The sequence below is a fragment of the Gottfriedia sp. NPDC056225 genome, from assembly GCF_042267765.1.
Lineage (GTDB): Bacteria > Bacillota > Bacilli > Bacillales > Bacillaceae_G > Gottfriedia.
Genome location: NZ_JBHJTJ010000012.1, coordinates 83,138 through 95,324, shown reverse-complemented (window position 1 = coordinate 95,324; position 12,187 = coordinate 83,138). Strand labels below are relative to the sequence as shown.

At 32.7% G+C, this 12,187-nt stretch carries 13 protein-coding genes and 1 other annotated feature; of the genes, 12 read left to right on the top strand and 1 reads right to left on the bottom strand.

Annotated elements, in window-relative coordinates:
- Nucleotides 1-87: 87 nt before the first annotated feature.
- From spoIIGA to ACFCYN_RS10640, 12 genes are all read left to right on the top strand, one after another.
- A complete protein-coding gene (gene spoIIGA / locus ACFCYN_RS10695; RefSeq protein WP_375949236.1) occupies nucleotides 88-993 on the top strand; it encodes a sigma-E processing peptidase SpoIIGA in 906 nt (301 codons plus the stop codon).
- A 10-nt stretch (nucleotides 994-1,003) separates the two neighbouring features.
- The gene (gene sigE / locus ACFCYN_RS10690; RefSeq protein WP_172445300.1) at nucleotides 1,004-1,723 is read left to right on the top strand and encodes an RNA polymerase sporulation sigma factor SigE; all 720 of its coding nucleotides are present in this window, start codon (nucleotides 1,004-1,006) and stop codon (nucleotides 1,721-1,723) included.
- 187 nt (nucleotides 1,724-1,910) lie between these two features.
- Nucleotides 1,911-2,690 (top strand): RNA polymerase sporulation sigma factor SigG, encoded by a 780-nt coding sequence (gene sigG, locus ACFCYN_RS10685; RefSeq protein WP_056471070.1) that lies wholly within the window; start codon nucleotides 1,911-1,913, stop codon nucleotides 2,688-2,690.
- A 370-nt stretch (nucleotides 2,691-3,060) separates the two neighbouring features.
- On the top strand, nucleotides 3,061-3,342 hold the full coding sequence (locus tag ACFCYN_RS10680; RefSeq protein ID WP_098117626.1) for a YlmC/YmxH family sporulation protein: 282 nt from the start codon (nucleotides 3,061-3,063) through the stop codon (nucleotides 3,340-3,342).
- A 119-nt stretch (nucleotides 3,343-3,461) separates the two neighbouring features.
- Nucleotides 3,462-4,286, top strand: a complete 825-nt coding sequence (gene pgeF / locus ACFCYN_RS10675; protein WP_375949209.1) for a peptidoglycan editing factor PgeF — start codon at nucleotides 3,462-3,464, stop codon at nucleotides 4,284-4,286.
- Nucleotides 4,287-4,290: 4 nt separating this feature from the next.
- Nucleotides 4,291-4,965 (top strand): YggS family pyridoxal phosphate-dependent enzyme, encoded by a 675-nt coding sequence (locus tag ACFCYN_RS10670; RefSeq protein ID WP_375949207.1) that lies wholly within the window; start codon nucleotides 4,291-4,293, stop codon nucleotides 4,963-4,965.
- 4 nt (nucleotides 4,966-4,969) lie between these two features.
- Entirely contained in the window at nucleotides 4,970-5,458 is a 489-nt protein-coding gene (locus tag ACFCYN_RS10665; protein WP_375949205.1) for a cell division protein SepF, read from the top strand.
- A 4-nt stretch (nucleotides 5,459-5,462) separates the two neighbouring features.
- Nucleotides 5,463-5,723, top strand: coding sequence for a YggT family protein (locus tag ACFCYN_RS10660; RefSeq protein WP_172445296.1), 261 nt, complete (start codon nucleotides 5,463-5,465; stop codon nucleotides 5,721-5,723).
- A 68-nt stretch (nucleotides 5,724-5,791) separates the two neighbouring features.
- Nucleotides 5,792-6,565, top strand: coding sequence for a YlmH family RNA-binding protein (locus tag ACFCYN_RS10655; RefSeq protein WP_172445295.1), 774 nt, complete (start codon nucleotides 5,792-5,794; stop codon nucleotides 6,563-6,565).
- Between the two features lie 86 nt (nucleotides 6,566-6,651).
- Nucleotides 6,652-7,140, top strand: coding sequence for a DivIVA domain-containing protein (locus ACFCYN_RS10650; protein ID WP_172445294.1), 489 nt, complete (start codon nucleotides 6,652-6,654; stop codon nucleotides 7,138-7,140).
- Between the two features lie 55 nt (nucleotides 7,141-7,195).
- Nucleotides 7,196-7,418 (top strand) — a binding site (T-box leader).
- 264 nt (nucleotides 7,419-7,682) lie between these two features.
- Entirely contained in the window at nucleotides 7,683-10,439 is a 2,757-nt protein-coding gene (gene ileS / locus ACFCYN_RS10645) for an isoleucine--tRNA ligase (protein WP_375949202.1), read from the top strand.
- A gap of 124 nt (nucleotides 10,440-10,563) precedes the next feature.
- Nucleotides 10,564-10,896 carry a CAP domain-containing protein gene (locus ACFCYN_RS10640; RefSeq protein WP_375949200.1) on the top strand — a complete coding sequence of 111 codons (333 nt, stop codon included), beginning with the start codon at nucleotides 10,564-10,566 and terminating at the stop codon, nucleotides 10,894-10,896.
- Between the two features lie 167 nt (nucleotides 10,897-11,063).
- Here the strand turns inward: ACFCYN_RS10640 and ACFCYN_RS10635 are convergent, their stop codons facing one another.
- Entirely contained in the window at nucleotides 11,064-12,017 is a 954-nt protein-coding gene (locus ACFCYN_RS10635) for a phosphatidylinositol-specific phospholipase C/glycerophosphodiester phosphodiesterase family protein (protein ID WP_375949198.1), read from the bottom strand.
- Between the last annotated feature and the right edge of the window lie 170 nt (nucleotides 12,018-12,187).

Genomic DNA, 12,187 nt, shown 5'->3' with positions numbered 1-12,187 from the left:
ATATTCCTTTTTTTGACAGACTTCTTACCGTGCTCATCCTATACTTACATATAATGAATATTCTATAGAGGATGGCGAACAAAATTGGTGATATATGGTGATCTTGTTTGGTTATTAAACTTGTTAATGGACTTCTTGATTATTCAGTTGACAGGCTTAATTCTAAAAAGAAATGTATCTATTTTTCGTTCACTGTTAGGGGCATTACTCGGGTCCATCGTTGTTTTAATGACGTTTACTCAATATGCATATGTAGTAGGTTCACCCTTTATGAAAATATTATTATCATTTTTCATCGTATTTTCTGCATTCGGGCGTCAACGAATTATTACATTTTTACAGTTATTGAGTATCTTCTATTTTTCAACATTCGTATTAGGTGGTGTATTGCTAGGCCTACATTATTTATTTGCAACTAATTCTTCCAATTTAACGAAAACATCTTTTTACGGTGATCCAGTAAGTTGGTATTTTGTAATTGGTATGTTACCAATCGTAATACTTTACGCAAGGAAATCAATTAATCAAATTTCGTTTACAAAATGGAAATTGAATGAAATGTATGAAATGGAAATTGTATGGCGCAATACTTCGATCAAAATAAGAGGATTAATGGATAGTGGGAATTCGCTTCATGAACCTCTATCAAGGAAACCAGTCATCATTTTAGATTGTTCAACAAATGATTATGGCCTACCAACAGAGTTAGTGAAATTAGTAAGAGATTCTGCAAGTTCATTACATAATACTGAAGCACTAGACGTTTTAAGTTTCTTCCAAGGAACCTATATACCTTACAAAAGTATCGGTCAAAGTAATCAATTCCTCGTCGCTATTAAACCTACAGTTGTAAAATTGAAAATCAATGGGAAATGGTATTCAACAAGATCGGTTTTAGTTGGATTGAGTCATGTTACTTTGTCATCAGACAATTTATATGAATGTATCCTTCATCCAAAAATGATGCAAGGTACAATTAATGAAATTGCATAGGAGGTAGAAAATGAATCGATTTTTCTTAAAACTTAAATTGGGTCTTTATAAGCTCTTAGTGAAACTTGGTTTGAAAGCAGATGAAGTTTACTATATTGGAGGAAGCGAAGCATTACCACCTCCATTGACAAGAGAAGAAGAAGAAAAACTTTTGCAGAAACTTCCAAATGGAGATTTAGGGGCTAGATCATTATTAATTGAAAGAAATTTAAGATTAGTTGTTTATATCGCAAGAAAATTTGAAAATACTGGCATTAATATCGAAGACCTTATTAGTATTGGTACAATTGGACTCATAAAAGCTGTAAATACTTTTAATCCAGAAAAGAAAATTAAATTAGCAACTTATGCTTCAAGATGTATTGAAAACGAAATATTGATGCATTTACGCCGAAACAATAAAAATCGTTCTGAAGTATCGTTTGATGAACCATTAAACATCGATTGGGATGGAAATGAATTATTACTTTCAGACGTATTAGGGACTGAAGAAGATATAATAACGAAGGATTTAGAAGCGAATGTTGATAAGTCATTATTAACAAAGGCATTAGATCAATTAAATGATCGCGAAAAACAAATAATGGAATTACGATTTGGACTAGATGGAACCGAAGAAAAAACACAAAAAGATGTAGCTGATATGCTTGGGATATCGCAGTCTTATATTTCCAGATTAGAAAAACGAATCATTAAAAGACTTCGAAAAGAATTTAATAAAATGGTTTAAAGTAAAAACCGATTAGATTGAGTATAGACTCATATTCTAATCGGTTTTTTAGCGATGATCGTGACGATTAATAATAATCATTTTAAACATAAATTTATTATTTTTGTATATTTTTTTTCGTGCATAAATTTTCCACCGAAGGAGATACTTACCTATAGTACAGCAACTCCAAGTAGGAGGGAACATCATGACACGAAACAAAGTAGAAATTTGCGGTGTAGATACATCAAAGCTTCCAGTTTTAAAGAATGATGAGATGCGTAAGTTATTTCATGCAATGCAAAGCGGTGACAGAAGCGCAAGAGAAACGATCGTAAATGGAAACTTACGACTGGTACTCAGTGTAATTCAGCGTTTTAATAATCGCGGAGAATTTGTGGATGACTTATTTCAAGTAGGTTGTATTGGCCTTATGAAGTCTATTGATAATTTTGATTTAAGCCAAAATGTAAAATTTTCGACGTATGCTGTACCGATGATTATTGGTGAAATTAGAAGATATTTAAGGGATAATAACCCAATAAGAGTGTCTAGGTCATTAAGAGACATTGCTTATAAAGCATTACAAGTAAGAGAACGTTTATTAGCAGAGAACTCAAAAGAACCAACTCCTGTTCAAATTGCAGAAGTATTAGGCGTAACACATGAAGAAATCGTTTTCGCACTAGATGCAATTCAAGATCCAGTTTCGTTATTTGAACCTATATATAATGATGGCGGAGATCCTATTTTTGTAATGGATCAGCTAAGTGATGATAAAAATAAGGACGAGCAATGGGTTGAAGAACTAGCACTACGTGAAGGAATGAAGCGATTAAACGATCGCGAAAAAATGATTATTAGTAAAAGATTTTTCCAAGGAAAAACACAAATGGAAGTCGCAGAAGAAATAGGAATCTCACAAGCACAAGTTTCAAGACTCGAAAAATCAGCGATAAAACAAATGAATAAAAATATTCAAGGATAACGAAAAGCGGAGGCGACTGTTCAGCCCCAACAAGCATAAGTCAATGCCCGAGGAAAGTTGCCTTTTACTTTCATCGGGCTTCGACTAATGACCTCGAGGGGCTAGGAGCTTCAGCTAGACATCTTAAACACATCTTTTTCTTAGGAAAAATTAGCAATATAACTTAATAAAATACTATTCCAATCAATAATAAAATCTCAATAATCCAATAACTAAATAATTAGTTAAGCTGGAAGACTGATTTTAAGATATTAATGTGTTAGACAATGAATGAGCCTAAAAACAACATTGTCTAACACATTTTTATTTGAAATTTATCATGATGTTTGGCCTTTACCTCATATATTTATAAAAAGGATGGTGAAGTAAAATGGCCAGAATTTCAGATTTTCAAGTTAAGGATGTAGTGAATGTTGCTGATGGAAAGAAACTAGGTAATATTGTTGATTTAGATATCGATCAGGTGAATGGAAAAATTACTTCGATTGTTTTAACAAAGCCGGGAAAAGGTTTGAATTTTTTTAGTAAAGAAGAAGAAATGATCATTTATTGGAAAGATATTGTAAAGATTGGCGAAGATGTCATTCTAGTAAAATACCGTTCAACTGTAGATTTAGAAGAAAATCTAGAAAGTCCGGTAAAATTCACATAAAAAAATAAGCGTGTTTGCTCAAAAACAATCAAAATTGTGAAATCTATGGTAAAATATAGGAAACCATTAAGTGGTTTACATATATATTTACTAAAATAGTTTTGTGAGGTCTTAATAATATGAGAGAGAGTTTTATTCAATCAACTGAAGGTACTTTTAAGATTCAACCTTGGGAAGACTCATATAAACATTTAATTGCAGGGTTTACAACAAAAAATGATGGAGTTAGCCAAGGTTGTTTCTCTTCTTTTAATCTTGGGTTACATGTAAATGACGTAAAGGATGTAGTAGTTGAAAATAGAGAAATCCTTGCGCAAAAACTTAAACTTTCAACGACGAAATGGGTTTGTTCGGAACAAGTCCACGGAAACAACGTTGTAAAAGTAACAAAAAACGATTGTGGTAAAGGTGTTACTGATTACGAAAGCGGCATACCAACTACTGATGGTTTTTATACTAACGAAGAAGATATACTATTGACTTCTTGCTATGCAGATTGTGTACCATTATATTTTCTAGATCCAACAAGTAAATTTATTGGTTTAGCACATGCAGGATGGAAAGGTACAGTACAAAATATTGGCGGTCGTTTAATTGAAAAATGGATCACTGAAGAAAATATACAACTTAAAAATATCCATGTTGCAATAGGTCCATCAATAGGTGATTGTTGTTATGAAGTGGATGATTTTGTAATGAATAAAGTTAATGATGCTTTTGAACAAAATATACCAGGTAATATTTTAACCACTTTACATAACGGGAAATTTAAATTGAATTTAAAAGAAGCAAACAAACAATTACTCATTAAATCGGGCATTAGTGAAGAGAATATTAGTATGACAAATTATTGTACAAGCTGTAACCCGGACACTTTTTTTTCACATCGTAGAGATGGTGGGAAAACTGGAAGAATGATGAGTTATATTGGTTGGAGGAAATAACATCATGACAGTCAAACAAAATTATGAACGCATTAGCGAACAAATAAATGCGGCTAAGGCTAGAGCTAATCGAAACGATGAAGTTACGCTAATTGCAGTGACGAAACAAGTGAGTGCAGATGTAGCTAAGGAAGCAATCGCTGCAGGGATTCATCAATTAGGAGAAAATCGTTTTGAAGGTCTGCAAGATAAACAGGATCAAATTCAAAGTGACGTTGTTTGGCACTTTATAGGTTCTCTTCAAACAAGAAAAGTAAAAGATATCATACATACTATCGATTACTTACATTCCTTAGATCGTTTATCTTTAGCAGAAGAGATCCAAAAAAGAGCAACTGTACCATTAAAATGCTTTTTACAGGTAAATGTATCAGGAGAAGAATCAAAGCATGGTATAGCGCCAGGTGATGTGATTGATTTTGCTAGACAACTCTCTGAATTTGATAAAATCCAAGTAGTAGGGTTAATGACAATGGCGCCATTCACTGAGGATGAAGGTATGATAAGAAGTAGTTTCAAAGGATTAAAGCAATTACAGGAAAAAGTACAAAATTTACATATTACTAATATTCCATGTTCTGAATTATCAATGGGTATGTCTAATGATTTTGAAATAGCAATCGAAGAAGGTGCTACATTCATAAGAATCGGTACTGATTTAGTAGGAAAGGGAAGATAAAGAGATGAGTATTATTGGAAAAGTAAGAAACTTTTTTGCAATGGAAGAAGAATATGAAGATGATTACGATTATGAATACGAAGAACAACAGCAACATCAACAACAGCAGCAAAACCAACAACAAACGTCTAAACATACGCATGAGGACTTTAATCATGATCGAAATGCATCAAAGCAAAAATTAGTAAGTTTACCAGGAGGAGCTTCATTGACGTCAAAAGTTGTATTAGCGCAACCTCGTGAATATGCAGAAGCACAAGATGTTGCAGATCATTTGAGAGCTAAAAAAGCTGTTGTAATAAATTTACAACAAATGCAAATCGATCAAGCTAAACGCTTTGTTGATTTCTTAAGTGGTACAGTTTATGCGATAAGCGGAGATATTAAAAAAATAGGAACGAATACATTTATTTGTACACCTGATAATATTGATATCTCTGGAACAATTACAGATATGTTATTTGAGGAAGACAATTCCATTAAAAGGTGGTAATTAAATGGACTTTGTATTAGATATAGTAATACAGTTAATTGGGCTATATAGAATTATTATCATAATTCATATTCTTCTTTCGTGGTTTCCTCAAATTAGACAAACTGGTTTTGGAAGATTTATCGGAATGTTAGCAGAACCTTATTTAGAGCCATTCCGTCGAATAATACCTACTGTTGGAATGTTTGATTTTTCTCCAATTGTAGCATTTATAGCGCTTAATTTTGCCATTGACGGAATAAGACAAATTCAAAGTTTCTTCTAAAAAGAGAATCTAACAGGTTCTCTTTTTTAATTAATAATGACAGTTTAATGAAAAAGAGGACCACATTTATGAGTATTTATGATCACTATCGCAAAGAAGAACATGTTTTCGTAGACCAAGTGCTAAGTTGGAAAGAACAAGTAATCGAACGCTATTCAATAAAGTTAACCGATTTTCTCGATTTAAGGGAACAAGCGATTTTGCAATCAGTTATTGGAAACCAAGTAGATTGTCATGTCGCGTTTTTTGGTGGACGATTAGATAGTGAACGAAAACGCGCAATTATTTACCCAAGCTACTACACACCAGAAGAAGAAGATTATTCTTTAGAAGCATTTGAGTTAAATTATGCAACTAAATTTCACACATTATCACATCGACAAGTACTAGGTACATTAATGTCATTAGGAATAACTAGAGGGAAATTTGGTGATATTTTAATAAAAAATGATAAAATCCAATTAATAGTTGCAGAAGAAATTGCAAGTTTTGTAGAAAATAACTTGAATTCTGTAGGAAAGTCGCCGATTAAATTAATGAGAATTTCATTTAAAGAGTTGATTGAATCAGATGATAATTGGCAAACTAGTAATGGAACTGTATCGTCATTACGATTAGATGTTTTATTAAGTGAGTTTTATAATATATCTAGGCAAAAAGCTCAAATGCTAATTAAAGCTGAGCATGTAAAAGTAAATCAGCGAATCATTGATTCTACATCATTCATATGTGAAGAAGGAGATTTATTCTCAGTTAAAGGCTTTGGAAGAGGCATGTTACAATCGATTGACGGCTTGTCAAAAAAGGAAAAATGGCGGATAAACTACGGGATTAAAAAATAGCTCAGAAATTGTAGAAGGAAAAACGTAGAAACTGTCGAAAATTTATTATAACCTATTAATAAAGAACATACATGGAGGTGGCTTAATTGCCTTTAACACCACTTGATATTCATAATAAAGAATTTGGCAAAAGTTTTCGTGGTTATGACGAAGACGAAGTGAATGAGTTTTTAGATCAAGTTATTAAAGATTATGAATTAGTTATTCGTGAGAAGAAACAGTTAGAGGAACAAATTCTTGATATGAAAGAAAGATTAAAGCATTTTTCTACGATAGAAGAAACTTTAAATAAGTCGATTTTGATTGCCCAAGAAGCTGCTGAAGATGTTAAAGGTAGTGCTCAGAAAGAAGCTAAATTGATTATTAAAGAAGCAGAAAAGAATGCTGATCGTATTATCAATGAAGCTTTAATTAAATCTAGAAAAGTCACAATGGAGTTTGAAGAACTTAAAAAACAATCAAAAGTTTTCCGAACACGTTTAAGAATGGCAATTGAAACTCAATTAGAAATGTTAGGTCATGAAGATTGGGATCATATTTTAGATGAAAAAGAAACAGAGGAAATTGCAAACTAATCGCATAAGCCTTGACGATTTCTAAAGTTTTACATATAATTTATTAGATATTAATAGTAAATCGGTGATAGGGAAGAGTACTTCTATAAAACTAGTTAGCGAGTCAAGGACAGTGTAAGCTTGATCTAGAATTTAGGAGGAAAATCACCCTAGAGTGCTTTTCTGAACTTAAGTAAGAAAAGACGTGTCATTCACGTTACGGATGCTAAGAGGACAATAAAGAATAATTTTTGTTGTCAATTAGGGTGGTACCACGGGAAACCTTTCTCGTCCCTTTTTTGGGATGCGAAAGGTTTTTTTGTATTCATCAACGATTTATTTTACATATTTAAAATCCATCAAATTGAAACAAAAGCATTAAATTAATGCATTTGAAGCTCTAATAAATAGATGATTCCACTAATAAAAGGCGGGTAAGATGGATACAATGCGTTAATGTGGAATTTAAAATGCTAAACAAGCTAGTAAAACCTATTAGGAAATATATTAATAAACTAGCTTTTAGATACAACTTTGAAATAGTTAAAAATGGAGGAAAGCAAATGGAATACAAAGATACGTTACTTATGCCAAAAACTGAATTTCCAATGAGAGGAAATTTACCTCAACGTGAGCCTCAAATTCAAGACGAATGGAACAAGAAAGATCTTTATGCAACTGTACAAAAGCATAACGAAGGAAAACCATCATTTATTTTACATGATGGACCGCCTTATGCAAATGGTGACCTTCATATGGGACATGCACTTAATAAAGTTCTAAAGGATTTCATTGTTCGTTTTTATAATATGAATGGATATCGTTCTCCTTATGTTCCAGGTTGGGATACTCATGGTTTACCAATTGAACAAGCTTTAGCAAATAAAAAAGTAAATCGTAAAGAAATGTCAGTAGCAGAATTCCGTAAACTTTGTGAGGAATATGCTTACGAGCAAGTAGAACGCCAAAAAGAGCAATTCAAACGTTTAGGGATTTTAGGAGATTGGGACCGCCCATATATTACTCTTGAAAAAGAATATGAAGCTGAACAAATTAAAGTATTCGGTAAAATGGCTACTAAGGGGTTAATCTACAAAGGTCTAAAACCGGTATATTGGTCTCCTTCTAGTGAATCAGCATTAGCAGAAGCAGAAATCGAATACCAAGATAAGCGCTCTGCATCAATCTATGTTGCATTTGCTGTTGAAAATGGTAAAGATGTATTAAATGGTGGAGAGAAGTTCATTATTTGGACAACAACACCTTGGACAATTCCAGCTAACTTAGCTGTATGTTTACATCCTGAATTAAGCTATGATGTAGTTGCTGTAAACGGTGATAAATTTGTCGTTGCTAGTGAACTAAGAGAATCTGTAGCAACAGAATTAGGCTGGGAAGATGCAGTAGTTGAAAAGTCATTCAAAGGTTCTGAGCTTGAAGGCATCGTATGTAAACATCCTTTATATGATCGTAATTCAGTCGTAATTTTAGGGGATCATGTAACAACTGACGCTGGAACGGGTTGTGTTCATACAGCTCCTGGTCATGGTGAAGATGACTTCCGTGTTGGACAACAATATGGTTTAGATGTACTTTGTCCAGTAGATGAAAAAGGCGTACTTACTAAAGAAGCTCCTGGTTTTGAAGGTTTATTCTATGATGCAGCAAATAAAGAAATTACAAATGCATTAGAAGAAAAAGGTGCTTTATTAAAATTACAATTCATTACACATTCATATCCACATGACTGGAGAACGAAAAAACCAATAATCTTCCGTGCAACAGCACAATGGTTCGCATCAATTGAAGCAATTCGTGATCAATTAATGCAAGCTGTTCAAGATACTAAATGGTTCCCAAATTGGGGAGAAACTCGTCTATTCAACATGGTTCGTGATCGTGGAGATTGGTGTATTTCACGTCAACGTGTATGGGGAGTACCAATTCCAGTATTTTATGCTGAAGACGGAGAAGCAATTATTACTGAAGAAACAATTGAACACGTTTCGAACTTATTTAAAGAGCATGGTTCAAATATTTGGTTTGAAAAAGAAGCGAAAGAATTATTACCAGAAGGCTTTACACATCCTAGTTCACCAAATGGTAAATTTACTAAAGAAAAAGATATCATGGATGTATGGTTCGATAGTGGTTCGTCACATCAAGCTGTTCTAAATACTCGTGAAGAATTATCTTTCCCAGCAGATATTTACCTAGAAGGCTCTGACCAATACCGTGGTTGGTTTAACTCATCTTTAAGTACTAGTGTTGCTGTAACAGGTCAAGCACCTTATAAAGCTGTAGTAAGCCATGGTTTCGTTTTAGACGGTGAAGGTCGTAAAATGAGTAAATCAATCGGTAACATCGTTTTACCATCAAAAATTATGAATCAATATGGTTCAGATATTTTACGTCTATGGGTAGCTTCTGTAGATTATCAATCAGATGTACGAATTTCAGATGCATTAATGAAGCAAGTAGCTGAAGTATACCGCAAAATCCGAAATACTTTCCGTTTCTTATTAGGAAATTTAGATGGATTTAACGCAGATCAAGATGCTTTAAAATATGAAGAACTACGTGAATTAGATCAATATATGTTAGTTAAATTAAACAATGTAGTTAAAACTGTTCGTGAATCATATGAGAAATACGAATTCGCAAACGTTTATCATACAATTCAAAACTTCTGTACGACAGAATTAAGCTCATTCTATTTTGATCTATCTAAAGATGTTTTATATATTGAGCCAAAATCAAATAAAGATCGTTTAGCAATTCAAACAGTGTTACATGAGTCATTACAAGCACTGACTCGTTTAGTTGCACCTATTTTACCTCATACAGCAGAAGAAGTTTGGTCTCATATGACAGGTACAACAGTTGATAGTATTTTCTTAACTGAAATGCCAAATGTTAAAGATTTTGGAGACACTCAAAGCTTAGAAGCTAAGTGGGAAAAATTCATGGATTTACGTGATGATGTATTAAAAGCCCTAGAAGTAGCTCGTAACGAAAAAGTAATCGGTAAATCGTTAACTGCTGCAGTAACAATTTATCCAAATGCAGAAGTAGCTGAGCTATTAAATTCAATTCATGAAGACTTCAAACAATTATTAATCGTTTCTCATGTAGAAGTTGCAGATCAAAACGAACAAGCACCTGAATCAGCACAAAAATTCGATACATTGAGTATTGTAGTAACACCTGCTAGTGGTGAAACATGTGAACGTTGTTGGGTTGTAACTGAAGAAGTAGGAAAAGATGAAGCTCATCCTACATTATGCTTACGTTGTGCAAGTGTTGTAAAAGGTATGTAAAAAGAAGAGTTGCCTGAGGCACTTAATGAAAGAGTCGAATTTTTTCGGCTCTTTTTATCTATTTGTCGATTACCTCAACCATAAATAATGTTTTACAAATTTGTAAATGTGGGTGTAAGTACAAATGCTTCGATCGAACAACAAATTTTTAGATTTAGTAAATATCGAGCGTGGTAAAGGCGGATTAAAGCCACTAACAGTATCGAGCTATTTAAACGGGACAGAACAAAACTGGTCTCATACGATGAGTAATGCACACAGTATGTATCATTCCACTTTAGACTTTAAAGGTGGCTATAAAGGGGAAAACATTGCACAAGGGCAAACGACAGCTAAAGAAGTTATGACTGATTGGATGAACTCACCAGGACATAGAGCGAATATTATGAGCGCTAACTTTAAACAAATTGGTGTAGGTAAAGTAGGAACTTATTGGACACAGCAATTTACAGACTGATTTGTTGGTAGGAAGAGTTAGCTAGAAAAGGAAACCCACACTAGGATTTAATTCCTGTGTGGGTTTTCTTTTTATAGTAGGGATTTGTTAAAGTGTATTTAATCAAATAAAATAGAAACCATCTGTTGGATGGTTTCCTATCCTATCTTCTCGACTATCTATTAACCTTATGGATTTATTTTAGTTTTGAATTCGTGAGGAAAAAGAAAATCAGTCCTGTATTCATTCGGAATTAGATAATCAGAATAGACCCCATGAACTCCCATTATTTGATAGTGATGATAAATAGATTTATCATTTATTGTATTTACATAAACACTAACATTAATTTGTCTTAAACGAGTAATAAATTCTGTATTTACCAAAGTCACTGGCATTGTGACAACCTTTATTCCTTTGTCTTTAACGAATTCAATTGCTTCATCATTTGTAATATTACCTTGATAAAGTGTCAAAATATAACTTTTAAATGGATAAATATTATTTATAAAGTCATACATTTCAATTGTATATAATTGAGGAATGATTCGTTCTAAAACAGAAGGTTCGATTTGACTAACTGTACTTACGATATTAGAAAAAACCTTTATGACTTCATCTTTCGAATTACTTTTTGTATCAGTTACAAGATAAAGATCGGGGTAGATTTTCATTAATCTTACTATTTCTTCAAGCGTAAGTGGATGATATTTTTTATGAATCATTAGGGATCTAAATTCATTCAAATTCAATGGTTTACCAAGTTTATCAGTTGAGACATGTTGACCTAAAAATGCAAACATATATTCTTTCCAATCGTGCCTTGCTACTAATTGACCGTCTGTTGTAATAACAAAATCTACTTCTACAATTCGATAACCATTTTTGTAACTGTTTTCTAAAGCTTCTTTACTATTTGTAACTCGTTTATTTCCTTCTAAACCACCTAACCCATGTGCGATGAATTTGTTACCTTCTACCCAATCATATGGATTTGTATGTTTATTTCTTTGTACAACAGCTTCAGTTTTTTGTTTTATCGTATATGAATAAGCTTTTTTATGGCATGGGTATTTCTCGCTAGTGCAGAAAATAACAAATATGAAAGTAAATAAAATGAATAGTCTACGTTTACCTTTCAATTTAAATTCTCCTAAAAATTAATCTCAACACAATTAGCTTTATCTTTGTTCATTGATAGAAAAATATTCTTTGTCAAATTCATCCTTCATTCTAAATGAGTCTTTAAAAAAGTAAAAAACAACACTCCTTTATGATCGAGCATTTAATTTAAAAGAAAATCTTACTAGCA

Coding starts and splice junctions, on each gene's coding strand:
- sigE (WP_172445300.1), top strand. CDS start 1,004: ATGAATCGATTTTTCTTAAAACTTAAATTGGGTCTTTATAAGCTCTTA.
- sigG (WP_056471070.1), top strand. CDS start 1,911: ATGACACGAAACAAAGTAGAAATTTGCGGTGTAGATACATCAAAGCTT.
- ACFCYN_RS10680 (WP_098117626.1), top strand. CDS start 3,061: ATGGCCAGAATTTCAGATTTTCAAGTTAAGGATGTAGTGAATGTTGCT.
- pgeF (WP_375949209.1), top strand. CDS start 3,462: ATGAGAGAGAGTTTTATTCAATCAACTGAAGGTACTTTTAAGATTCAA.
- ACFCYN_RS10670 (WP_375949207.1), top strand. CDS start 4,291: ATGACAGTCAAACAAAATTATGAACGCATTAGCGAACAAATAAATGCG.
- ACFCYN_RS10665 (WP_375949205.1), top strand. CDS start 4,970: ATGAGTATTATTGGAAAAGTAAGAAACTTTTTTGCAATGGAAGAAGAA.
- ACFCYN_RS10660 (WP_172445296.1), top strand. CDS start 5,463: ATGGACTTTGTATTAGATATAGTAATACAGTTAATTGGGCTATATAGA.
- ACFCYN_RS10655 (WP_172445295.1), top strand. CDS start 5,792: ATGAGTATTTATGATCACTATCGCAAAGAAGAACATGTTTTCGTAGAC.
- ileS (WP_375949202.1), top strand. CDS start 7,683: ATGGAATACAAAGATACGTTACTTATGCCAAAAACTGAATTTCCAATG.
- ACFCYN_RS10640 (WP_375949200.1), top strand. CDS start 10,564: ATGCTTCGATCGAACAACAAATTTTTAGATTTAGTAAATATCGAGCGT.